The following is a 23,965-nucleotide window of genomic DNA, read 5'->3' on the forward strand; positions in this document are numbered from 1 at the left end:
CCCTCTCACATTGGTTACATTACATGCCAATACCTTCGTTACCTATATTCTGCTAGACTTCCAGATAGGCACCCTGTTCTTTCAGTACCGTCTGCACATCTTTGATGTTCACATCTTGAACCGTAGTCCCCATCTTGGCCGCCATCGCAGCAGCAACTCCTCCGGCATGACCAATGGCTCCTGTAGTAGGTGTTGTTCTCATCGCTGCTTGCGCTTCAAAGGTCGCTGAGATACATCTACCAATGACAATCAGATTCTTCACGGATTCGGTAATCATGCAAGAGTACGGAATACTGTACATGCCACCCCACACCAACTTCTGATGTTTCGTTCCTTCGCCATCTGGACTATGAATATCGATTGGATATCCCGAGTGGGCAATCGTGTCTTCGAATTGTCGTTGTTCAAGAAGGTCTTCTGCCGTTAATGTATAGATCCCTTTGATCTGTCTGGAACCTCTAACTCCAATAGATGGACCCGTAGATTCTACAACGGCATTCTCAAAACCAGGAATGTATTTATGTACGAACAATTCAAGCTCCCGGCATTGTTTCCGTCCTACCATTTCTGCTTTGCTCAAGCTGTACGCATCAGTGCCATCATGACCTAGAATCCGAGTCGTATTCAGAATGACCTCCCCAGGATTGTTCGTCTCAAAGAATAGAATGTTCTCACGAGGGATTGATATTTCTCCTTTCTCCTTCGCTTCTCTGAATAGACTATCGAAGCCACCTACAGATAAACGTGAAGATTTCTCAATAATGGAAGTGTCACCGTTGTATAGTGGGAAGTCATCCGGATGTGCATGGATATATTGCTTCACTCTAGGAATATTCACGTTATACATCTTCATATTAAGTGTCATCGGCTGAGTTGCCCCGTCGGATTCTCTGCCTTTCGTATATTCCACACCTGCCTTAGCGGACAGATCACCATCACCCGTGGCGTCTATGAACACTGTAGCCTCAATATCGCTAAGTCCCGATTTATTGCATACCGTGATGCTAATCACCTTACCATCCTCTGTCTTCACTCCAGCTAGCATCGTATGATATAGAATCTCTCCGCCATTCTCCACCACCATTAACTCCAGTTCATGCTTCATTGCCTCTGCATCAAATGGCGTAACCGAATAAGTAAACCCTACCGTATCAAAAATGTGCCCTGGCGATTTGTCCAGTCGCTTCAGGCGTTCAATCAGTTGGTCTGTGAATCCTTGAATGGCTTGCTTCTCACCTGCATGGAACGTCATCATTGGACCTACTCCGTTAGCCGTTAACGTTCCTCCTAGGAAACCTTGCGATTCTACAATTAAAGTCCTTACTCCTGTACTCGAAGCAGCAATCGCTGCCATTGCACCAGAGATACCTCCACCCATCACGACAACGTCATATTTCTGATTATGATTCAATCTGCTTCACTCCCCTTCTGGTAATGTTTATCAATAATTCTTGAACATAGATTAACAAACAACAACCAAAATGTAAATGCTTTCAGGATATTATTTTCTAAATAAACATAAATAAAGTAAATCATTTACCATCTGAGTTATTCATCTCTTTCCCACCAGAAGTAACACCTACATCTCTCTCCAAAAAAAGAACCCTTTATCGGATAAGTCTATACCTTATCTAGCTAGTAATTTGTAACAAGCTTCCATTCTTATATAGTATTTACGACTGTGAATATTCCAATTTCAAAGAAATATTTCAAAGAACGCTAGCTCGAAGAAATGGCTTTCTCACATAAAAAAAAGCGAAGACGCGAGAATCCCTCGCGCATTCGCCTTTCGTTTAGTCATCAGTCATCATACTTATTTCGTCTTACTCCTTAACAGAGCCCAATGTGATGCCTGTGATAAAGAATCGTTGCAGAAACGGATACACCACAAGTACAGGGATCATCGCAATAAAGATTTTGGCTGAGTTCAAGGTCCGATTAGATAACTCACTCATTCGTTGAATTTGCTCAGCGCTCATCGTATTGGCATCAATCACAACGACCATCTGCTGAATATAGGTTTGTAGCGGATAGTGATCTGCGGTCGACATCAGCACCAACCCATTAAAGAATTCATTCCAGTGATACACAATACTAAACAAGGTTACTGTAGCAATAACCGGACCTGCGAGCGGAACAAAGATCTGAATCATCATTCGCCAAGGTCCCGCTCCATCTACTAGCGCAGCCTCCTCAAGCTCCTTGGGTAAATTACGGAAGAAGTTAATAACGAGAATAACACTAAACACAGGAACACTACTTCCTAGAACAAGTGCCCAAATATTGTTGATAAGCCCCATTGATTTGATTGTCATATACCAAGGGATTAGTCCCCCATTAAAGAGCATTGTGAAGACGAGAATCCACATCAATACATTACGAAAAGGTAACTCCTTAGCCCCTTTGGATAACGGATAGGCCATCAGCAGAATAATAACAAAATTCAGACCTGATCCTAAGACCACGCGTTGGATGGAAATCCAGAATGAATTAAAAAATTTGCGATCTCCCATAATCTCTTTATAGGAACTAAAGTTAAAACCTACCGGCCACAATCCTACCTTACCTGAGCTTGCTGCTGCATTATCACTAAGGGAGACGGCAAGCGTATACCATATAGGAAGTATACATAAGAGCGCAATAGCCACCAGAATGATGATAAGAAAGATATCGAACAGCCTGGAGCCTGCTGTATTATCTTTGACCATAGACGTAGCTCCTTTATATTAAAAGATACGATAATTGGCAAACTTGGCTGCTAAGTAGTAAGACACAGTAATCATTGTGAAGCTGACCACCGACTTGAGTAGGCCCATTGCTGTTGCTAAGCTGAACTGTAAATTCACAAGCCCCGTTCGATATACCCACGTATCAATAATATCGCCACTGGAATAGACAAGTGGGTTGTACAGATTGAAGATTTGTTCGAACCCTGCGTTCAAGACATTCCCTAAACTAAGTACGGACAGAAGTATAATAGCGGATACGATCCCTGGAATCGTGATATTTCTTATTCGTTGTAACCGTGATGCTCCATCGATGGCTGCAGCCTCATATAAAGAAGGGTTAATTCCTGTTAAGGCTGCTAGATAGATAATCGTATTGAACCCGAATTCCTTCCAGACATCACTCCCTACCACCAGGGCTGGAAATAAATCTGCTCTACCAAAAAATAAGATTGGTTTCATATCAAACACTGAAAGCAACTGGTTCACCGGTCCTGTGTATCCAAATACATCTAGTAAAATGCCTGATAGAATAACCCACGAGATAAAATGAGGTAAATAAACGATCGTCTGAATCCATCTTTTAAGATAGTTGATCCTTAGTTCATTCAGCAATAGCGCAAAAAGGAGTGGAATGAATAGATTTCCGATAATCTTCATAACAGCTATAAAGATTGTGTTAAAAAGAATCGTCCCACTATCGTTAAGCGAGAACATATATTTGAAATTATCCAGTCCAACCCACTCCGATTGGAGTATACCAAGTCCAGGATTATAGTCTTGAAAAGCCATCACAATCCCGAACATAGGAACAATACTGAACAAGGTCAACCAGATGAAGCCGGGGAGAAGCATGAGGTAGTAATGTTTAGCGAATCCCTTGTTTACCATGGTTCATCACTCTTCCTTTCTCATCTGTTGATAGAAGAGCATCAGAGAGCCAAGACTCTCTGATGCCAGCTCTACCTTGAATCCATGTTACTTCGCTAATTCCGCTACCTCAGCCAAAATCTCATCTCCACCTTGTTTCTTCCAATCCACGACGAACTTATCGAATGAATCTAGCGGAGCTGCCCCCATAATAATCTTAAGGAAGGTTTCCTTCTCCATCTTATCGAGCGTAGCCCATTTACTCTCCATGGTCTTCGTCTGCGAGTATGTTAAGCTGTAGGTTTTCTTATATGGTTCCATAAGGGGTGCTATACCTACCATTGTGGAATAAAGTCGCTTCCACGCCCCATTATCTGCATTAGGGTCCCAATACTGGATATCCACCTTATCATAAGGCTCAAGTTTAACTTTCTTAATATTCTCAGCGTCTGACTTCAGTAGTTTATAGCCCGGAAGATCTAAATCTGCTGCGGTCTTCGTACCTGCCAATACTTCTTTCATCATGTTATAGGTAACGTACATCTCATCCATTGGAGCAAAGACAATACGCAATGGATAGTTACCAATGCCTACATTCACATCAAATGTGGATTCATCTCTTAACAAGAGATTCTCCATCTTAATCGCTGCTTCTGGGTGCTTATAGTCCTTACTAACCACAAGATATTGATTCGACGGTGTCCCCATATGAGGGGTGAATTCCCCATTACTATCTAATAAAGTGTAAGCCTGCCAATTGGCTTCGGGATTGTTCTTTATAGCATCTGCTAATGGACCATAACCACCCGCCCACCATAGTCCGAAATAAATACCGGAAGTTCCATTCTTGATTAATTCCTGTGCATCCTTACGAATACTCATCTCTTGATCAATTAATCCCTTCGCATATAAATCTCTCAACTTGGCAAGGGCTACCTTGGTTTCCGGCTCAATTGATCCGTACGTTGGCTTGCCATCAGCACCTTCTAACCAGAAGCCTGGGTAGGAATGATTAGCACCAAAGACTGGGTCGAAACCATAGTTATTGTTATTGGGATTAATAAAGTCTGCATTAAGTAGACCTCCCGATTGTGGACCGGTGATACCTATCGTATCTGCTTTGCCATTACCATCTGGATCTTGTTCAACGAATGCTTTCGCAACCTTTTCCAAATCATCCAAATTTCTTGGCACTTCAAGATTTAGTTTATCTAACCAATCTTTACGAATCCACATGATATGCTGCATATCCGATTCTGCTGTTACGTTAGGTAGAGCATACATTTTACCGTCAAAAGTAACGGATTTCATAGCGAGTCCTTCGGTTGTTTCGATAATTCCCTTAAGTGTAGGTGAAGCATATTGCTCGTAAACTTCCGTCAGATCAGCAAGCTGATTGCTCTTCACCATCTGTCTTAGCTGGGTGTCTGTGACAACAAGCGCGTCTGGCAAATCATTACTGGCAATCGATAGATTAACCTTCTGTGTGTAATCCTTCCCTACGCCAGCTTGCCAAATAATCTTCGTATCGATATTCAATTTCTCTTTCACATATCTGGTATAGGTATTATTCTCAGGTGTGTCTCCGGATGGTAAGCTTTTGTCCGCCGAGTCTACTTCTTTACCAATATTAATCGTGATGGGCTGACTATACTTACCGAATGGGTCGATTGGGTCTTGGGTAACGACGTCCTCTTTACTGGAAGTATTATTACCATTTCCACATGCAGACAGGATCAACATGACGGTTGCTAGTGTTGCAACCAAGACTTTTTTCGTGTTCTTCATATTCGCCCCTTCTTTCATCCATATATTTCTTACACCCCTAAGGTAACATAGAATTCAACTCCCATTAGATAGAAAGCGGTTACATTTATAGATAGAGAGATGACCTTGAATGTCCTCAGCCGTCGCTTCTCCCTATTTCATATCCCAACATTCCCCTACCTAATCTGTAGACATATGTCTACCTTCTTGCACCTTCACACGGTACTCACTAGGAAGTATCCCTGTGTGCTCACGAAAGGAACGACTGAAATATTTATCATCCTCATATCCAACGTTATTGGCGATCCACGTAATGGTTCTATTCGTGTAATGAAGGTAATGCTTCGCTTTATCCATTCTTACTTGTCGTAGATAAACATTGAAGTTATCGCCAGCGATCTCTTTGAAGCATTGACTGAAATAACTGCGACTCATATTGACCCTTTTAGCTATCTCTGTAGCTGTTATCTGTTGGTCAAGCTCTTCGTGGACTAGATCAACCGCCTTCATAATACACTTCATGACCTCTGGTGAGAATTCAACCTTATCCAAGGCATGGCGAATATGATGACGTGTCTGATCAATCCAGCGTTCAACTTGTTGCCAGGAATCGAAAGAATCTTGGAGCTGCAGAGACACAGGGATGATTTTGACAAAGAGATGGTTCCAACGATCCACAAGTACATACATGAACCCAATTAACTTGGCTTGAGACATCCGTTGAAGTTTCAGTTCCTGTATATTTGTCTGATATAAAGTATCCTGATAAATCCATTCCATAGCATGCCAATTGGTCTTTAGTAACGTCAAGATTTCTTGTGTACGCTCTTGTTCTGCACATTCTACAGCGTCCATGGATCTGTCCAAGATTCTCATCCTTGGATTGTAATCGTAGAAGAAATCCTTCTCCTTATATTCTCGAATCCACGCAAAGACTTCTTCCTTCCTTACATTCTGAATTCCACTCAGCCTCATCATCACCCAATCCGAATAGGTATCTAACTCTTTCAATAGACTCTCAAGCCAAATGTCACTTTCCGGATGACTTGGAGGTAGACAAAAAAATAGATTAAAACCCACTTCCGCTACGCGGCCATGATGGCAGGATATCCATGTTCTTACCCTGTTACTACTAGATATAGGATTTGTCGAGAGCAACACATACCCTTCGTTCATGGTGAAAACCTCGTGATCAGGAATATCGTGTTTCCCCTTACTGCTCAGCAGATCTTGTTCCATCATTCGATTATGAATTCTCTCAAGAACCTCTTCGAATTTCTCCTTCTCTAACTGAACCTTCGCAATATAATCGATAGCTCCAAGCCTCATAGCTTCCTGTATATATTCGAAATCCTGGTGAAGTGTCAGTACAACAATATGCACATGGGGATACTCTTTCCGAACCACTCTCATTAGATCAATACCTGACATGACAGGCATGGACAGATCTGTAAGCATTAACTCAACTTCATTCTCAGCGAGGAACGCTAGTGCCTTCTCCCCATTACTCGCTTCTCCAATAACTTGCATCCCGAAGTTCTGCCATGGCATGGCCGATATCAATCCCTTGCGAACCAGCTTATCATCATCAACGACGATCACTCTAATCATGATGGACTGCACCTCCAATAGGTAAGCTTAGGTGAATGGTTGTTCCTGTACCGATGACACTAGTTACCCTTAGTTCAGCCTGTCCGCCATAATAGACCTCAATCATACGCTTCACATAGTTCATCCCAATTCCCATACCGACCTTGCGATTCTCCGTCTCTGTGGTGTGAAGTAAATGCTGAATCTTCTCTTGAGACATCCCCGAACCGTTATCCCGAATGGAGATGTCAATGTAATCGGTTAGCCGAACATCTACTTCAATATAACCATCATCATCTAACCCGTGATAGAGAGAATTCTCCACAAGCGGTTGCAGAATAAATCGTGGAATAGGAATATCCAATACTTCTTGATCCACATGAATATGTACGTCGAATTGAAAATCATAGCGAACCTGCTGTAGAATCAGGTATTGTTTGACTGCTTCAATCTCTTCGTGAATCGTTGAGGATTGACCTAATTTGCCTAGGTTGTAATGTAACAATTTGTTTAATGAGGAGACCAGACGGTCAATCTCATCTTGGCCATTCATGACAGCTAGCCAATGCACCGTGTCGAGCGTATTCATTAGGAAATGTGGATTGATCTGGTATAACAACTTCTCCACTTCAAGATCGGCTCTGCGCTTTTCTTTGGTCTCGACTTCAGCAAATAGGTCCCAGATCTGGTTCTTCATATGTTGAAATTGATGCAATAGCAGATCAAACTCCGGTATTCTCGTCTGCACAACTGTGGCCTGAACATTATTCTGCGCCATAAGTTGTATTTCTTTATTAAATCCTTTTAGAGGTCGATATATCATTGTCCACAGTAACCAAGCCAGGAATAGAGCCATTCCAAGGAATAGTAGGGAGAACAAAGCGATCTGGATAAACCATCGATTCATTTCTTTGTTATAGTCCGACTTCGGGGTGAGGGATATGATGCTCCAACCTTGATTACTTACCTCTCTGAACCAATAATACCCACTCTGTGTACCTGACAATTGCTCTTTATCGAAATGTGGAAAGAACGTACCCATCTGGAAAGCATCCGTAGCATCGCTATAGGCAATTCTCCCATGGTTATCTAAAAATATATGAGATGTGGCACCACCAATCGCATCGTTATGCAGAATGTTCTGGGTTAACTTGAACCCCGTTTCAATATAAATATAAACATCCTCAAGACTTGATAAGTCTACTTTTCTCAGTGCAGATAATACATACTGATTGTCGAAGCGATTGTTACTAACATGCGGTCCATAATAAGAAATTTTACTATATTCTGCTAGTAGGGGTAGGTCTTTCGGAGAAAAATGATCCTTCACACCTGAATTCTCAAGTTCATACCTGTCATCATTTTGAAAATAATATAGCGTAAGTCCTATGCTCGGGTTCGTAAAGGTGATCAGGCCCAATTCTTCCTTCAGTTCACTAATCAACTGCGATCGATCATAAGGCTCGCTAGTGGACTGTAACTTATCGAGCTTGTTCCCAACGATTCCTCCAATTGCAAACTGTTGTGATACATGATTTAGATTGTTGATGGAATTCTCTAAAGAAAGCTTCACTTGTCTTAGATTATTCTGAATTCCGGTTTGAATTTTATTGGTGAGAATAGAGTAGATCGTAAAGTAAGATATTAGAATGATCGTAATAAAAGGAATCAATGAACTAATCAGGAAAATGATAATGATCCTTTTCTTTAACGTCAGATAATCATAGAGATATCGTTTCAACCTACTTTTAGATCCCGTTATGATAACACTCCCTCTTCTATGTTACTCTGAAAATAACTCATCATAGAGATTACTAATATACTTTAAATTAGAATTAGTAAAAGGTTACCATAGACTAGATCATCTTGCATTAGTTGTTTTAGGCGTCATATAAGGGAATATATCTCCCTTTCATGTATATACTATGTATCTACCCGATAAGGAGGTAATGCTATAATGGAGGAATCAAATGAACAAAGGATGAGCGCCATGTCTGTTAAAGTTCAGAAGTGGGGGAATAGTCTCGCTCTACGAATTCCTGTGCAATTCACCTCGAAATTAGGTATTGGTGAAGGTACTGAAGTGCAGTTAGATTTCGATGATAAGGGTGGGCTAAGCCTAATGCCTGTGAAACAAAAACCGACATTAGAAGAATTACTATCTCAGATTACTCCAACGAATCGACATAACGAAATAGATTTCGGAAAATCTGAAGGGAATGAATCTCTTTGAGTATTCCAGAACGCGGTGATTTGGTTTATCTATGCTTTGACCCACAAGCAGGATACGAACAGGCAGGGCGAAGACCTGCTATCGTATTATCTCCGAAGGCATTCAATCAAGCTACTGGATTTGCTGCCTTCTGCCCCATCACGAATCATATAAAGGGATATCCTTTCGAAGTGAAATTGACGGAAGAGGATACTATTACGGGTGTGATACTAAGCGATCAGATAAAAACGCTTGATTGGAAAGCAAGGCGTTGTGAAATTGTCGGCCAAGCTGCGAGCTCTGTTACCCGAGAAGTTCTAGACAAAATCCATACTTTTTTGGACTAAATGAATAGATATTCAAGCATAAACGGCATCACCGTCCTTTAGCGGCGAAGAAACGTTTAGCGTTGAAATATAAGTCTATTTATAAGAGAAATACTTATAAATTCTTATATGTTAAAAAGACCGCTAATAAGGAGTAATCCCCATTAACGGTCTTTGTTGTGTCTATTTAAATTACTCGCTGCGAAGAGCGGACACAGGGTCCTTCTTCGATGCCATCTTAGCAGGAATGAACCCACCAATCATCGTAAGTACTACACTAATAATGCCAAGTGTTAGAGCATGTAGCGGATTAAGCTGTGCAACATTCGAAAGTTCCGTCATATTATACAGGATTGCATTGACCGGAATTGTCAACAAATACGTGATCCCAATACCAAGAACTCCTGAACAAGTACCAATAATAAAGGTCTCTGCATTAAATACTCGCGTAATATCCTTCTTTCTTGCGCCCAAGGCACGAAGAACACCAATCTCCTTCGTTCTTTCCATGACTGAAATATAAGTGATTATTGCAATCATAATAAGTGATACCACAAGAGAGATTGCAGCAAATGCAATGAGGACCATCGTAATCCCATCCATGATGCTTCCCGAAATACTTGTCACAATAGCGGCCAAGTCCGTGTATAACACTTTATCTTCCGTTGCCAAGTCCGTATTCCACTTATCTAAGTAAGCAGTAATCGATTCTTTCGAACTGAAATCTATTGGATATAGAGACACCGATGTTGGAATCTCGGTTGCTCCTAGAGAGGCAAGAATATCATCCTTGGTGGACATCGTTGGAGTTACTGATGCCATAGCAGCAGCCATACTTGGATCCATCGTTGGCATCCCCGCTTGACTCATCCCTGCCATACCACTTCCAGCTATACCTTCAGACAGGACTTGCCCTGTTAACACGTTATAGTCTGCTGTCTGTTGGGCTTTTACAATCTCTGAATTCTTAGCATCTTCAATGAACATGGTTGCAAGTTCATCAGAGTATGCGATTCCAGCAGGTAATGTAGACATTTTGGATTCTTCCTGGCCACGAATAACCCCGACAATATTTAAGGTTATAGCTTCGTCACTATGATACATATCCATTAAATTCGATGCTGTTCCATTCACTACGAACTGCTGGTCTTTTTTTACGTAATAATCATTATTCTTTATGAGCTTCAATTCATGTCCAATGAGATCGGTTAGATTGATACTATCTACATCGTAGTTAATACCGAGCGCATCAAGTGCCGCATTGTTCAACCGGTTGTACTCATCCACGATCAATACGATATCCGTCATCTTCGTTGGGAAACTTCCCTCGAGCACATCATAGTACTGTTCTAAGTAACTTCCAGATTCGTCCCCTTGTTTGCTAGGATAAGGTGAAAAGCTAATATTCCCCTTATTGACAGTCGTTGCCTTGTCTCCGTTGGACGTTAACATATTCATATTCACGGTTCGTGTATAGGAAATGCCATCGATTAACTTAGGATCGATCTTCTCCAGATAAGCTAAATATTCCGTTGTCAGTACATTCTTATGAATGATTGAATTCTCCGTTGGATCATATGGAATTAATGTCTTCTCTGTCGGATAAGTCGGAAGATTCGTGCCACTCATAGCTGCATGGTCAGACATATCAACGCTCATCGCATTTTGGCTTATCGTGATCGGGAAATTCGACATTGCACCTGCTTCATAAGAACTGATCTGCTTATCAAACCCATTAGACAAGGATAGAATTAACGCAATACCGATAATCCCAATACTGGATGCAAAAGCAGTCAATCCCGTTCTCCACTTCTTCGTCGCAATATTCTTGCCCGACAATTTCAATGCCGTGAAGAAGCTCATGCTTGTTTTCTTAAGCGTATATTTGGACGTTGTCTTTTGATTAGCTAGTGGATTGCTATCCGATACCGCATTACCGTCAGAGAACTTGATAACGCGATCCGCGTATTGTTCCGCCAATTCAGGGTTATGAGTAACCATAATAACTAGCTTATCTTCCGCAATCGTCTTGATTAAATCCATGATCTGTTCACTAGTCTCTGAATCCAAGGCACCTGTCGGTTCATCTGCGAGAATAATATCTGGATTATTGGCTAGCGCGCGAGCGATGGCCACACGTTGCATCTGTCCCCCAGACAACTGGTTCGGTTTCTTGTGTACATGGTCTTTCAATCCAACCTTCTCTAGCACTTCCATGGCCTTCTTATTCTTCTCAGATGAAGATACACCACTCAGTGTCATCCCCATCTCTACGTTATCCACGATACTTAAGTGCGAAATCAGATTATAACTTTGAAATATAAAGCCAACACTATTATTACGGTATGCATCCCAATCGCTATCTTGAAAATGTTTGGTGGATTGTCCGTTAATGATTAGCTCTCCACTGTCATACTGATCCAGTCCACCAACCACATTTAGTAACGTAGTCTTACCAGACCCGCTCTGTCCAAGAATAGCTACAAATTCACTTTCTCTAAAATTAAGGCTTACTTTGTTCAGTGCTACCTGCGTGAAATCCCCAGTCTTATAACTCTTGGTGATATCTTTCAATTGCAACATCGGTACCTCTCCCCTTCCAATACGTAGGCTCTCTTTATTAGTTTATCTAATGTACTAACTTCCCTAAGTATATCAACGATTTGTAAACTAAACCTAAACTGAATCTAAACGTCATTGAAATGACGCAATTAATCTGGTTGATATTCACTTTATATTTATGGGTTATACTTAAGGAAAAAATTATCAAGTGAAACTTATGCATTCTTATATTTTATAGAAACTTACTATATCAGAGCTTCTGGAGGTAACGATATGTTTAATATCCTTGTAGTCGAGGATGATCCTACATTGCGCCAACTATTCTGCACTGTTCTAACCAGAAATGGTTACCGCGCACAAGCTGCGGAAGACGGAGAGGTTGCACTAGCTATATTAGATAAAGAATACGTGGATCTAATGATCTGTGATATTATGATGCCTCGTATGGATGGCTATGACCTTACTAGAACCATTAGAGAAGCGAACTATAACCTTCCGATCTTAATGGTAACGGCCAAAGAAAGCTTCACGGATAAGCAGCGAGGTTTCCTCATTGGAATTGATGATTACATGGTTAAACCCATTGATGTGAACGAGATGGTTCTGCGTGTCAGCGCACTCCTTCGTCGTGCCCAGATTATCAGTGATCGCAAGATTATATGCGGCGATAGCCTACTCGAATATGATTCACTAACGGTCGTTCAACATGAAGAGCAGATTATTCTTCCGCAGAAAGAATTCTATCTGTTATATAAATTACTATCTTATCCGAATAAGATCTTCACCAAACAACAGTTAATGGATGAAATATGGGGGATGGATACAGAATCGGACGAACACACCGTGGTTGTGCATATCAACCGCTTGCGGGAACGTTTTAAGGCATGTCCCGATTTCGAGATCATTACGGTCAGAGGTCTAGGATATAAAGCGGTGAAATGGACATGATCAAAAAAAATAATCGAAGTCTATGGTGGTCTTTCGTATCCTTAATCTTCTTTAGCATGCTAGTATCCACTTTCCTGATGGCCATCTTAGCATTTGTCTATGTCCGCTACGGGAATTTATTTATTCATGGTAATACTCATTTTGTACCCATTCTATTCATGATGTTTTTTAGCCTCGTGACGGGTTACATCATCACTATGTATGTAGGAAAGAAAATCTTGTCCCCTATTACAGATTTCAGTAACGCAGCTAAAGAAATAGCAAAAGGAAACTTTAACATTGATCTGAATGAATCCCATCGTGTTCGTGAAATTAGTGAAGTCGCACATCATTTCAATATCATGGTCCAAGAACTACAAAGTATAGAGACACTTCGCAATGACTTCGTTGTCAACGTGTCACACGAATTCAAGACGCCGATCGCAGCCATTGAAGGTTATGCCACGCTGTTGCAAGATAAGACCATTACGAAGGAAGAACATGACGAATATACCGGAATGATTGTGAATAGTGCTCGGCAGTTGTCAACCTTGTCTGGTAATATCCTCAAAATATCCAAGCTTGAAAACCAAGAAATGATCACGAATAAAGGAGAGTATCGATTAGATGAACAAGTCCGCCAAGCCTTACTACTACTAGAATCGATATGGACACCACAACAACTGACACTGAACATTGAGCTCCAGAAGTGTATGTATCACGGAAACGAAGAACTTATGATGCAAGTGTGGTTGAATCTGCTCGGAAACGCGATTAAATTCACGCCAGAAGGCGGAGAAATATCAGTTAGTCTTACTACTACGGATCACTGTATAGCTGTGATCATCACCGACACAGGTATTGGTATGACGAAGAGTGTTCGGAAACATATATTTGAGAAGTTCTATCAAGGAGATCATGCCCGCAACGCTGAAGGGAACGGACTCGGGCTCCCCCTAGTCTATCGTATTATCAACTTATGCGGCGGTACGATTGAGGTTAAAAGTGAACTTGGAGTAGGTTCTACCTTCACGGTAAAGTTGCCTGTAGATTGATGGAATTCAAGCCCATCTTGTAATGGATGGGCTTTGGTTCCAAGTAAATGTTATCTTGCCTTTCTAGTCATCTTTTTGATGAACAACGTGATTATGATAAGTAATATAGCAGTACCCATAAGCCAATATTTCTCCTCGAAGCTGTCCTTGGAAGACATCGAGAAGAGATATAGATTCCCTACGTACTTACTTCCTGCCGATATATTAAAAACATAATAGAAGAGTGGAATCATGTATCCGACGGCTATATTATCACTAATTCCAGAGAAGAACATTCCCACAGCACCAAGGAACAAAGCACTGGAAAAGGTACCTATCAGGTATTTGAATAAAGGAAATGTGCTACCATTAACATTCATAAAGACAACAAAACAGAGAATCATGACCAACATGGCGACCACTGCAGTGAACGTTCGAACGAAATAAATCCCCGTCTGCGAGGTGTATTTCGTCTCAACAAGATCGCGTAAATCCTTATGTTGTTCTGGCATAAAGACAGGAGTTAATAGCATGATTCCAATCAATGAAACAAACATCTCAAGAGGACCCGCTGATGCTGCTGCGTCCAGATTGCTTATTCCGAAGATCAAGGGTGTTAGACATAGAAGTAGTAATGCCACTATGATATGAATAAGAAAGTTATGTTTTAGATTCGACTTAGCGATGAATGAATATTTTCTTAATACGACCGAGAACATCGAGTTTCCCCCTTCTTTTCAGTTCATAGATGCCCACGGATACGATCATTAGAACCATGGCCATAAGTACATAACTGAACCGATTGATCACCAGCGTATTAAAATTGTCCAAGTAAGTCCCTGTATTTCCGATCTTATTGTGTCGTACGGCAAGATCCATCCCGTAACCACCCTCCATATGTTGCATTCCCATGTTAAGCCCAATGAACCACCACAACCCCTGAACTGCTATAGCTATTGGAGTATCTGTTAACACAGTCAAGCAAACACCGACTGCTGTTGATACCATAAGGGAAGGCAGAAGCCATCCGAGTGAGTATTTGATAAAGGCAAAGAGATCTATATCAACTCCCGTATATTGATTTGCCGTACTAACGGTTGCACACAATGCTAGCAGAAGGACAGGCAAGAACATGACCGCTACCATGGCACAATAACGAGTAAACATCAATCTAAAGGAAGATACTCGTCTCGTATACATTAAATCCTGCATTTTTGCTCGACGATCTTTCAAACCTAAAGCGACGGCTATAAAAACGGGAAATATCGAGAGAAAGATACCTAAGTAATCACAGAATAAACGTGCTAAAGCCCCCGTTATTTTATCTTTTCCAACGACTTCGTTATAATCTGCCAATGCATCGTCGTATGTCATTGGTACTGCACCGAATTGAGTCAAATACATATCACTGTATTTTGAACCGCCCCCAATGAGACTGTCTGCTTGCTTCATCAGCTCATGGAAACGTTCGTAGGTCAGCTTTGGCTCAATGGAAACGTCCGAAAGTGACACGTCTTCCCCCTTTTCCGGGACTACAATGGTCATCTCACCTTTTTCGTTTATGACCGTATTGTTCTCGTTAATTGTTATTCCTAAGTCATCCATGCCAGTAGCTGCCATCAATTCATCTGACGACAGTCCAGTTAATTCGGATAGAATAGTAGCCATTTCACCTTGCTCTTGGTCACTTAACTTCACAACTTTATAGAATCCTACGGGATATGCTGTAAATGAATTGGCCATATATTCACCATACAAAGAATCAACCGCATTTGGGATGATGATCTCTTGATGTTCATCATGCTTCACACCATAACTATCGAGCCCCTTCTGTGGGGGTTCGATTAGCTCAAAGCTTGTCCCCATTTGCGTGTAAGCAAATAACACTAGAATAACAACATAGATCACAAAGGTGACACTTTTGACCGTTTTTCGGCATTCCTTCAAGAACATTAGGAGATCCCTCCTAGTTGGTGCGTTGCAACACCATTTTCAAACATGTGAAGCATATAAGCATCCTCGATATTGGGTTCGCACAAGGTTGCGTTAGGCGTCGGCTGTTCATTCGCAATCAACCGAACATTAACACGTTCACCCATCGTTAACATCCCTGTCACGATATATTTCTCCTTCAATGCAACTAGCTCCGCTCTAGCTATTTCAGCACTATAGACCTTGCCTTCGGCCGTTTGAGTAAGTTGTCTGACGGTTCCTTTATATAACAATTGTCCATTGTCAAGAACGGCTATTCTTTCACAGGTCGCTTCAATATCACCAACAATATGCGTGGATAAGATAACAATTCGTTCCTCAGCAAGCTCACACAACAGATTACGAAACCGTATCCGCTCCTCTGGATCCAATCCTGCGGTTGGTTCGTCCACGATCAGTACCTTCGGGTCATGTAATATAGCTTGAGCAATCCCTAGTCTTCTCTTCATTCCACCTGATAATGCCTTGACCTTTGTTCGATAATGATCACCTAAATTCACCTTCTCAAGAAGCTCCGGAATTCTCTCTTTCCGTGTTCGGAGGCTAAGTCCCGATAATACTCCCAAATAATCCATGGCCTCATACACCCCCATATGGGGATACATCGAGAATTCCTGTGGCAGATACCCTGTAATACGGCGGATTTCTTTGGCATTCTCAATCGGAACGCCACATATGGTGATATCTCCATTCTTTTTATTCAGCAAGGTCGCGAGCGTCTTCATCAACGTCGTTTTCCCTGCACCATTCCGTCCAAGAAGCCCGAACATTCCCTGACCCATCGTTAGGTTAATATTGTTCAGCGCATGTTTATTTCCATAATACTTATTCAGATTCTTAATCTCTATTTGCATGTTATTCATAAAAAAAATACCCTCCTCATTTGGCTCTCAAGGAAAGTATAAAGTCCACTTTTCAATTTTTTATCAACTAATTCAGGTTAAACCTTGCGATTACCTTTGCTCCTCCTTGTTCACCATTAGAAATCTGTAAATCTCCGCCGTGTTTCTCACACAATGACTTACATATATAGAGTCCCAACCCGAAGTGAATACTGTCATCTGTATCATTTCTGTAGAATGCCTGCGATCCTTGCTGTAGATCCTCTGGTGAGAATCCATTACCGTCATCAGATACCTCAACGATTAGGTCATATCCCACAATTCGTAAAGTGATCTCTATGCGCTCCTTGGCATATCGAAGAGCATTGGATAACAGATTATCTACCACTCGTAGTATCATCCTAGTGTCCACGCCGATACGATCAACGTCCATTCGGTTCACAACCTCCACACGAATCGTGGATTGTTCGCCCAACATATGAGCAATGGATGTGATCTGCTCGCATAGATCAAGAGTACTTGCTTGGGTAGCAGATATCGAAATATCCTCTAATTTCTGTACATCCGTCATCGTCTCCACATAACTTTCAATCCGTTCTGTATGCTTTGATATGGCGGATACTGTTGACAGTAGCTTCTCCGTACTCACCTTATTCTCGGGCACATAACGGCTAAGAAAATCGGAGTATCCTCGTAGGACCGTAAGCGGCGTTCTTAGATCATGGCTAAATACAGCATTTAACCTTCTTCGTTCCTCCATCATACGCCACATGTCACGAGAATTATTCTCGAGTGAACTCCGCATCATTTCAAGTGAAGTACACAAGCGCCCCATTTCGTCCTTGGACTCAACTCTTAGTGAGAAATCCAAGTCATTATTCGCTATTTTGGCCGCGGACAGATTGATAAGTTCAATCGGCTTCTTCAGTTTATATCGATAGAACAAAAAAGCCGCAAGAATGATGCAGCCACCGAAGAATAAGGGAATCGTCAAGGTAAAAGATACATCTATGCTTTTCAGTAGTATTTTATCTTGGGGAGTAATCAATTCTTCATCTAATTCTCTCCCCATTGAGAGCCTTACCGTTCTTCCTTTAGCATCCGAAAAGTCACTAAATTCAGTTGAGTCATATTTCCCATTGATCGTGCTCTTCCATTCATCTAATCCGTTAAGAGAAATACTACTTAACAACGTCGCCAACAACATAAATCCTATCGTGTATATAACGAGTGTCTTTTGAATCGATAGGTTATTCCACATGCGCTTCATCCTACCCATTTATATCCCACTCCCCAGACGGTCTCAATATAATTCAACTCGTTGATCATGGCGAACTTAGCACGAATTCTACGGATATGTTCAGCGACAACCGAGCTGTCTCCCTTGCTATCGAACCCCCATAAGCACTCATAAATACGTTCTTTATCAAATACCTGTCCGCTATTCATGGAAAGAAATTCAATGATATCAAATTCCTTTTTGGCAAAAGATATCAACTCATTATTGTAAGACACCGTACGTTCCCCGTAATCAATCACCAAATCCCCTATAAAGTTCACCTTAGACTTGTTCTGATTTCTTGTCTCACGACGTAAATGCGCAGCCACTCTTGCGCCAAGCTCATCTATTGAAAAAGGTTTCACGATATAATCATCGCCACCCATTCGGAATCCGTTAATCTTATCTACATCTGCAACCTTTGCTGTTAAGAACAGAATAGGACATGAGACGTGACTTCTAATTCGTTTACAGACTTCAAGCCCGTCCATTGCTGGCATATTAATGTCCAGTAGAATAATGTCCGGTTCCTTCACTACTTGTTCTAATGCTCTCGTTCCATTCTGTGCGGTTAGAACCAAATAACCATTGATCTCAAAATAATCTCGGAGCAAATTCACAATATCTGCTTCATCATCAACAATAAGTATCTTCGTCTGCAATGTAACCACCTCACATGTGACGATAGTATACAAATCTCAACTTTTTATCAACTTTCATTTATTGGAGATAATGATGTAAATCTATAAATCCCTTACGCACGACGAAAAATAAAGCTGTCCGGAAGGGTCATAGACCTCTCCGGACAGCTCTTGTTCATTATAACTTAGCACATGATTGATGCTATTAACTTACTAAACTGCCTCTAGCTCCTTAGTTTTGCGCTTACGGAGCAACAACGTCAGTGGCATCGTCACAATGATAATAATCGTTCCAATCACGAACACATCTTGAATACTGAGCGAAAGCGCAACATTTGGCGTCACCTCGTCTGCTTCCAGATGTGCTAAAGTCTGAGATGACAGAATCGAACTGAACAAACTGATCGATAATGCGGCGGTTCCCTGTCTAATCCAGTTCATTACAGCCGATGCATGACCCGAATTTTCTCTAGGTACTGCTGACATTGCTGCATTGGTTACCGGCATGTTGCAGAATCCTATCCCTGCATATCGAACGACAAGCCAGACTGTAACGAATAATATACTCGATGTTAAGCCAACATGGGTAAGTGCCCAAGTGGCCACTACCATCAGAATTAACCCTGTAAATATAAGCCGCGCAGGGCCCACTTTATTGTAAAGCCTGCCTACAGCTAGAGAAACCAACACCATGACCAGCGCACCTGGAAACATAACCAACCCTGTTGTAAAGCTAGATGCGCCCTGAATATTTTGCATATAGATCGGCACCAATAACGTAGCAGCATATAGAGATATGGTAACAGCACAGTTAATAATTAGCCCATAGGTGAACCGAGGTATCATAAATACGCGCAGATTCAGAAGCGGATTGCTTATACGCAGTGTTCTCATCACGAAATAGGCAAGCATAATCAGTCCAAAAGCCGCAAGTCCGAGTGTTTTCCAGCCTGTCCAGCCCCAACTATGAGCTTCGCTAAAGGCAACGAGCAGTGAACTAGTTCCAATCAGTACTGCTCCAAAACCGATCCAATCAAGCGTGCTGCTGCGGCTCAGCTTATAACTCGGAATGTAACGCAGCGCGACAATAACCGCTATAAGTCCAATTGGAATGTTCATTAAGAACAAGGACTTCCAACCAAATAACTCGGTTAACCATCCACCAATGGTTGGACCAAGCGCTGGAGCCAGCATGGCCGATATACTCCAGTAGCTGATGGCAACCGCCTGCTTCTCCTTCGAAATCGTCTGATAAATAATCGTCATCGTGGTAGGCATTATAATCCCGCTGAACAGCCCCTGCAAGATTCGAAAGGCGATAAGCGATTCAATGCTCCAAGCAAATGAACATAGTGCAGAGAAAATAGTAAAGCCAGCTAAAGCAAACAAGTACAAACGTTTATAGCTCCATCTATCCCCCATAAAACCTATAATCGGCGCAATAATACCGGTAGCCATCATAAATCCGGACAACATCCACTGCACCGTATTTAGACTAGCATCAAAATCCTTCATAAACACAGGTAAAGCCACATTAATGGTTGTTGTACTGAGCGACGCCATAAAGTTACCAAAAAATACAGCAATTAGGATCGTCCAGAAGGTTGATCTTTGTACTCGTGATGTCTCCATACTGTGCTCCTACTCCTTTAGTTTCTCTAACCCGTCCAGCACACGTTTCTCCATGCTGTTCAGCTCCTCTTTAAAATCCTCCATCCGCTTGATCTTTTCATCGATCATCGTTTTTTCTTTTCGCATGCTTGATAACATATTCTCAAGCTTGACTCTTCTTTCTTCCCGATCAGCAGATGACCGGTATTCGCTTCGCTGCTGATCAAGTGTCGTACGATATTCAAGAAACTGCTGTAGCTCCGCAAGTGAAAACCCCAGCGCTTCCTTTATGAGCAGTATCTTCTTGATTCTCTCCACATCTTCATTCGAATATATGCGTATGCCGCCCGACGTTCTCTCTGCAGCCTGAATGAGCCCAATATCCTCGTAGTAGCGAATGGCCCGTTTCGTCAGACCTGTCTGGTTCGCCACATCTTCAATCTTTAATATGTTCAACTCACCGCACCTCTACCCTCTTCTTATAAATTATATTACTGATCACAGTTAACGCCAACGTTAACTATTAGGTTTTTTATGGTTTATTTCAAAAGAAGGGACTACCCTAGAAATGATTAGAATATAAAGACCGTCAACTAAGGATCACTCCCCAATTAACGGTCTTGATTGTATATATATGAATTACTCGCTTCGCAAAGCCGTATTCTTCCATTCATATAGTCCACTAAAAGAAATACTACTTAACAACGTCACCAACAACATAAATCCTATCGTGTATATAACGAGTGTCTTTTGTATCGATAGGTTATTCCACATGCGCTTCATCCTACCCATTTATATCCCACTCCCCAGACGGTCTCAATATAATTCAACTCGTTGATCATGGCGAACTTAGCACGAATTCTACGGATATGTTCAGCGACAACCGAGCTGTCTCCCTTGCTATCGAACCCCCATAAGCACTCATAAATACGTTCTTTATCAAATACCTGTCCGCTATTCATGGAAAGAAATTCAATGATATCAAATTCCTTTTTGGCAAAAGATATCAACTCATTATTGTAAGACACCGTACGTTCCCCGTAATCAATCACCAAATCCCCTATAAAGTTCACCTTAGACTTGTTCTGATTTCTTGTCTCACGACGTAAATGCGCAGCCACTCTTGCGCCAAGCTCATCTATTGAAAAAGGTTTCACGATATAATCATCGCCACCCATTCGGAATCCGTTAATCTTATCTACATCTGCAACCTTTGCTGTTAAGAACAGAATAGGACATGAGACGTGACTTCTAATTCGTTTACAGACTTCAAGCCCGTCCATTGCTGGCATATTAATGTCCAGTAGAATAATGTCCGGTTCCTTCACTACTTGTTCTAATGCTCTCGTTCCATTCTGTGCGGTTAGAACCAAATAACCATTGATCTCAAAATAATCTCGGAGCAAATTCACAATATCTGCTTCATCATCAACAATAAGTATCTTCGTCTGCAATGTAACCACCTCACATGTGACGATAGTATACAAATCTCAACTTTTTATCAACTTTCTATTCAGGTTAACGCAAAAAGGGTACTCTCACAGATGACGTATCTGATGGAGTACCCTTCATGAATATTTCTCTTCACATTTAAGATTCTATTCTTCGTATATCCTAGTCAGTAAGATGCCCAGTTCCAAGAGTGCTTCCTCCTCGCGCTCTCCATCGACTTCCAGCGTGACTTCGTCGCCTTTTGCTAAACCTAGAGCCATCAGCCCTAAGGAGCTTTTACCATTCATTTTTTTACTCCCTTTTATTAGATGAACTTGGCAAGGGAACTTCGTTGCTGCTTGGACAAATACCTTCGATGGACGAACATGGAACCCATAGGGATGAATAATTGTATAGGCTTGAGATAGCATTATAAAAAACTCCTTTGTTCTACGAAATGTCCAACTTCTTCCTGTGTTCCCATAAGAAGAACTTCTTCTACCAATGAAGTCCATTTTTCCTTGGACAAATGCGTAATTAACTCTCGAGCAGGTAATACAGCGCCAGCACTCATACTAAATTCGTTCAGACCCATACCGACCAGTAACGGGATCGCAATGGGATCTCCAGCCATTTCTCCACACATGCCGGACCATTTCCCCTCTCGCTTAGCCGCTTTAATAACCATATGAACAAGCCTCAAGATAGAAGGATGATAAGGCTGATACAAGTAGGCTACCGATGTGTTCATCCGATCTGCTGCCATCGTATATTGAATGAGGTCGTTGGTTCCAATGCTGAAAAAATCAACTTCCTTCGCAAAATGATCGGCATTCAGCGCTGCGGCTGGAATCTCGATCATCATACCGACTTCGATAGAATCAGACACCGCGATCCCTTCATACTGTAGCTTCGTACGCTCTTCTTCCAGCATGCTCTTCGCCTTATGCCATTCGCTAAGTAACGCTATCATGGGGAACATAATATTTAGTTTACCTGACGTACTGGCTCTCAACAGTGCACGCAATTGGGTGCGAAACACATCCTGTCGATCGAAACATAATCGTAGAGCGCGAAGACCCAAAAAGGGATTGCTCTCCTTAGGCAACGTCAGATAAGGAAGATCTTTGTCTCCTCCAATGTCTAACGTCCGGATAACGACACGCTTATCTTCCAATCGCTCTAGTACATGTTTATATACTTGATATTGTTCCTCCTCTGTTGGTAGCGAACTCCGTCCCATATAAAGAAATTCCGTACGGAATAACCCTATGCCATCAGCTCCGACTTCTAATACCTTTGCTACATCTTCAACACTACCGATATTCGCCGCAAGTTCGAGATGTACTCCGTCAGAGGTAACCGATGGTTGCTTAGACAGAAGCCTCAACTGCGCTCTACGTTCTTCATAACGTTCTTTCTTCTCACGGTATTCCATCAACTCTGGCTCAGAGGGATTCACGATAACTTTGCCTTCCGTCGCGTCCAGAATAAGAATAGCCCCATGGGGGATAAGTACTGTCGCTGAGTCTGCACCTACTACAGCTGGCACCTCCAGCGATCTCGCCATAATGGCAGAGTGCGATGTGCGGCTCCCCACTTCCGTAATGAATCCAAGCACATAGGTCAGATCTAATTGTGCCGTATCCGATGGTGTTAAGTCTTCAGCAATAATGACCGTCTCCTCAGAAATACCTGACAATGTAGCATATGGCTTGCCTATGAGTTGACTCATCACCCGTCCAGATACGTCCCTAACATCAATCGCACGCTCACGAAGTAGCTCATTATCCATCTCCCGGAGCATTTCCATAACGCCTACAGTAACTTCATACAACGTATATTCGGCGTTCATCTTCTCGTCGATGATTCTATCCTCTGTAACTTCAACCAGATCAGGGTCTTCCAGTAGCAACAGGTGAGCTTCAAATATTTCCGCTTTCCGCTCTCCCAACCTTTGTACTGTCAATTGTCGAATCCCCTCAATTTCGCCCTTCGCTCTCTCAACCGCTTGTCGGAATCGTTCTACTTCCGCTAACGTATCCGTAATGGTCTGCTTCTGTGGAATATGCTCTGTACTAGCTAATCGAAATGCCTTAGCAATCGCAATTCCGGGAGATGCTGCAACACCTGTCATTATGTGAGTCATTGACTT

The 23,965-nt window shown here is 41.9% G+C and carries 22 protein-coding genes; 4 read left to right on the forward strand and 18 right to left on the reverse strand.

What is annotated here, in order from left to right; all coding sequences use genetic code 11:
- Positions 1–52: 52 nt before the first annotated feature.
- The 6 genes from AC1D7X_RS23765 to AC1D7X_RS23790 form a co-directional block, all read right to left on the reverse strand.
- A complete protein-coding gene (locus AC1D7X_RS23765; RefSeq protein ID WP_495476237.1) occupies positions 53–1,411 on the reverse strand; it encodes an FAD-dependent oxidoreductase in 1,359 nt (452 codons plus the stop codon).
- Between the two features lie 412 nt (positions 1,412–1,823).
- Positions 1,824–2,708, reverse strand: a complete 885-nt coding sequence (locus AC1D7X_RS23770; protein WP_495476238.1) for a carbohydrate ABC transporter permease — start codon at positions 2,706–2,708, stop codon at positions 1,824–1,826.
- Between the two features lie 18 nt (positions 2,709–2,726).
- On the reverse strand, positions 2,727–3,617 hold the full coding sequence (locus AC1D7X_RS23775) for an ABC transporter permease (RefSeq protein WP_495458043.1): 891 nt from the start codon (positions 3,615–3,617) through the stop codon (positions 2,727–2,729).
- Between the two features lie 87 nt (positions 3,618–3,704).
- The gene (locus tag AC1D7X_RS23780; RefSeq protein WP_495476239.1) at positions 3,705–5,384 is read right to left on the reverse strand and encodes an extracellular solute-binding protein; all 1,680 of its coding nucleotides are present in this window, start codon (positions 5,382–5,384) and stop codon (positions 3,705–3,707) included.
- A gap of 159 nt (positions 5,385–5,543) precedes the next feature.
- Entirely contained in the window at positions 5,544–6,974 is a 1,431-nt protein-coding gene (locus tag AC1D7X_RS23785; protein ID WP_495458041.1) for a response regulator, read from the reverse strand.
- Positions 6,967–8,670 carry a sensor histidine kinase gene (locus AC1D7X_RS23790; protein WP_495458063.1) on the reverse strand — a complete coding sequence of 568 codons (1,704 nt, stop codon included), beginning with the start codon at positions 8,668–8,670 and terminating at the stop codon, positions 6,967–6,969. Before AC1D7X_RS23790 ends, AC1D7X_RS23785 begins: the two co-directional genes overlap by 8 nt.
- Positions 8,671–8,910: 240 nt before the next feature.
- Here AC1D7X_RS23790 and AC1D7X_RS23795 point away from each other — a divergent pair, with 240 nt between their 5' ends.
- Together AC1D7X_RS23795 and AC1D7X_RS23800 are read left to right on the forward strand one after the other, a co-directional pair.
- Positions 8,911–9,186: an AbrB/MazE/SpoVT family DNA-binding domain-containing protein gene (locus AC1D7X_RS23795; protein WP_495458040.1), complete on the forward strand. Its 276-nt coding sequence runs from the start codon at positions 8,911–8,913 to the stop codon at positions 9,184–9,186.
- Positions 9,183–9,512: a type II toxin-antitoxin system PemK/MazF family toxin gene (locus AC1D7X_RS23800; RefSeq protein ID WP_495458039.1), complete on the forward strand. Its 330-nt coding sequence runs from the start codon at positions 9,183–9,185 to the stop codon at positions 9,510–9,512. The genes AC1D7X_RS23795 and AC1D7X_RS23800 overlap by 4 nt, the downstream gene beginning before the upstream one ends.
- Before the next feature lie 171 nt (positions 9,513–9,683).
- Here the strand turns inward: AC1D7X_RS23800 and AC1D7X_RS23805 are convergent, their stop codons facing one another.
- Complete coding sequence (locus tag AC1D7X_RS23805; RefSeq protein WP_495476240.1) at positions 9,684–12,074, reverse strand: ABC transporter ATP-binding protein/permease; 2,391 nt, start codon at positions 12,072–12,074, stop codon at positions 9,684–9,686.
- Positions 12,075–12,326: 252 nt separating this feature from the next.
- Between AC1D7X_RS23805 and AC1D7X_RS23810 the strand changes: the two genes are divergently transcribed.
- A complete protein-coding gene (locus tag AC1D7X_RS23810) occupies positions 12,327–13,001 on the forward strand; it encodes a response regulator transcription factor (RefSeq protein ID WP_495458037.1) in 675 nt (224 codons plus the stop codon).
- On the forward strand, positions 12,998–14,035 hold the full coding sequence (locus tag AC1D7X_RS23815) for a HAMP domain-containing sensor histidine kinase (protein WP_495458036.1): 1,038 nt from the start codon (positions 12,998–13,000) through the stop codon (positions 14,033–14,035). Before AC1D7X_RS23810 ends, AC1D7X_RS23815 begins: the two co-directional genes overlap by 4 nt.
- A gap of 50 nt (positions 14,036–14,085) precedes the next feature.
- Here AC1D7X_RS23815 and AC1D7X_RS23820 read toward each other — a convergent pair whose 3' ends face one another.
- The 11 genes from AC1D7X_RS23820 to ptsP form a co-directional block, all read right to left on the reverse strand.
- The gene (locus AC1D7X_RS23820; RefSeq protein WP_495458035.1) at positions 14,086–14,733 is read right to left on the reverse strand and encodes a hypothetical protein; all 648 of its coding nucleotides are present in this window, start codon (positions 14,731–14,733) and stop codon (positions 14,086–14,088) included.
- The gene (locus AC1D7X_RS23825) at positions 14,693–15,967 is read right to left on the reverse strand and encodes an ABC transporter permease (protein WP_495476241.1); all 1,275 of its coding nucleotides are present in this window, start codon (positions 15,965–15,967) and stop codon (positions 14,693–14,695) included. Before AC1D7X_RS23825 ends, AC1D7X_RS23820 begins: the two co-directional genes overlap by 41 nt.
- Complete coding sequence (locus tag AC1D7X_RS23830) at positions 15,967–16,869, reverse strand: ABC transporter ATP-binding protein (RefSeq protein ID WP_495458033.1); 903 nt, start codon at positions 16,867–16,869, stop codon at positions 15,967–15,969. The genes AC1D7X_RS23825 and AC1D7X_RS23830 overlap by 1 nt, the downstream gene beginning before the upstream one ends.
- A gap of 67 nt (positions 16,870–16,936) precedes the next feature.
- Complete coding sequence (locus AC1D7X_RS23835; RefSeq protein WP_495476242.1) at positions 16,937–18,127, reverse strand: HAMP domain-containing sensor histidine kinase; 1,191 nt, start codon at positions 18,125–18,127, stop codon at positions 16,937–16,939.
- Entirely contained in the window at positions 18,115–18,789 is a 675-nt protein-coding gene (locus tag AC1D7X_RS23840) for a response regulator transcription factor (RefSeq protein ID WP_495458028.1), read from the reverse strand. Before AC1D7X_RS23840 ends, AC1D7X_RS23835 begins: the two co-directional genes overlap by 13 nt.
- Positions 18,790–18,981: 192 nt before the next feature.
- Positions 18,982–20,400, reverse strand: coding sequence for a DHA2 family efflux MFS transporter permease subunit (locus tag AC1D7X_RS23845; protein WP_495476243.1), 1,419 nt, complete (start codon positions 20,398–20,400; stop codon positions 18,982–18,984).
- Positions 20,401–20,409: 9 nt separating this feature from the next.
- The gene (locus AC1D7X_RS23850) at positions 20,410–20,835 is read right to left on the reverse strand and encodes a MerR family transcriptional regulator (RefSeq protein ID WP_495458030.1); all 426 of its coding nucleotides are present in this window, start codon (positions 20,833–20,835) and stop codon (positions 20,410–20,412) included.
- Between the two features lie 183 nt (positions 20,836–21,018).
- Positions 21,019–21,171 (reverse strand): hypothetical protein, encoded by a 153-nt coding sequence (locus AC1D7X_RS23855; RefSeq protein ID WP_495476244.1) that lies wholly within the window; start codon positions 21,169–21,171, stop codon positions 21,019–21,021.
- Positions 21,159–21,833 (reverse strand): response regulator transcription factor, encoded by a 675-nt coding sequence (locus AC1D7X_RS23860; protein ID WP_495458028.1) that lies wholly within the window; start codon positions 21,831–21,833, stop codon positions 21,159–21,161. Before AC1D7X_RS23860 ends, AC1D7X_RS23855 begins: the two co-directional genes overlap by 13 nt.
- 144 nt (positions 21,834–21,977) lie before the next feature.
- Positions 21,978–22,241: an HPr family phosphocarrier protein gene (locus tag AC1D7X_RS23865; protein WP_495458027.1), complete on the reverse strand. Its 264-nt coding sequence runs from the start codon at positions 22,239–22,241 to the stop codon at positions 21,978–21,980.
- A complete protein-coding gene (gene ptsP, locus AC1D7X_RS23870) occupies positions 22,241–23,959 on the reverse strand; it encodes a phosphoenolpyruvate--protein phosphotransferase (protein ID WP_495476245.1) in 1,719 nt (572 codons plus the stop codon). Before ptsP ends, AC1D7X_RS23865 begins: the two co-directional genes overlap by 1 nt.
- Positions 23,960–23,965 lie beyond the last annotated feature (6 nt).

The organism is Paenibacillus sp. Y568 (assembly GCF_059445545.1).

Excerpts from the sequence above, each read along its gene's own strand:
- AC1D7X_RS23770 (WP_495476238.1), bottom strand. The coding sequence starts at position 2,708 with ATGGTCAAAGATAATACAGCAGGCTCCAGGCTGTTCGATATCTTTCTT.
- AC1D7X_RS23775 (WP_495458043.1), bottom strand. The coding sequence starts at position 3,617 with ATGGTAAACAAGGGATTCGCTAAACATTACTACCTCATGCTTCTCCCC.
- AC1D7X_RS23780 (WP_495476239.1), bottom strand. The coding sequence starts at position 5,384 with ATGAAGAACACGAAAAAAGTCTTGGTTGCAACACTAGCAACCGTCATG.
- AC1D7X_RS23785 (WP_495458041.1), bottom strand. The coding sequence starts at position 6,974 with ATGATTAGAGTGATCGTCGTTGATGATGATAAGCTGGTTCGCAAGGGA.
- AC1D7X_RS23795 (WP_495458040.1), top strand. The coding sequence starts at position 8,911 with ATGGAGGAATCAAATGAACAAAGGATGAGCGCCATGTCTGTTAAAGTT.
- AC1D7X_RS23805 (WP_495476240.1), bottom strand. The coding sequence starts at position 12,074 with ATGTTGCAATTGAAAGATATCACCAAGAGTTATAAGACTGGGGATTTC.
- AC1D7X_RS23810 (WP_495458037.1), top strand. The coding sequence starts at position 12,327 with ATGTTTAATATCCTTGTAGTCGAGGATGATCCTACATTGCGCCAACTA.
- AC1D7X_RS23815 (WP_495458036.1), top strand. The coding sequence starts at position 12,998 with ATGATCAAAAAAAATAATCGAAGTCTATGGTGGTCTTTCGTATCCTTA.
- AC1D7X_RS23820 (WP_495458035.1), bottom strand. The coding sequence starts at position 14,733 with ATGTTCTCGGTCGTATTAAGAAAATATTCATTCATCGCTAAGTCGAAT.
- AC1D7X_RS23825 (WP_495476241.1), bottom strand. The coding sequence starts at position 15,967 with ATGTTCTTGAAGGAATGCCGAAAAACGGTCAAAAGTGTCACCTTTGTG.
- AC1D7X_RS23830 (WP_495458033.1), bottom strand. The coding sequence starts at position 16,869 with ATGAATAACATGCAAATAGAGATTAAGAATCTGAATAAGTATTATGGA.
- AC1D7X_RS23835 (WP_495476242.1), bottom strand. The coding sequence starts at position 18,127 with ATGGGTAGGATGAAGCGCATGTGGAATAACCTATCGATTCAAAAGACA.
- AC1D7X_RS23845 (WP_495476243.1), bottom strand. The coding sequence starts at position 20,400 with ATGGAGACATCACGAGTACAAAGATCAACCTTCTGGACGATCCTAATT.
- AC1D7X_RS23855 (WP_495476244.1), bottom strand. The coding sequence starts at position 21,171 with ATGGGTAGGATGAAGCGCATGTGGAATAACCTATCGATACAAAAGACA.
- AC1D7X_RS23865 (WP_495458027.1), bottom strand. The coding sequence starts at position 22,241 with ATGCTATCTCAAGCCTATACAATTATTCATCCCTATGGGTTCCATGTT.
- ptsP (WP_495476245.1), bottom strand. The coding sequence starts at position 23,959 with ATGACTCACATAATGACAGGTGTTGCAGCATCTCCCGGAATTGCGATT.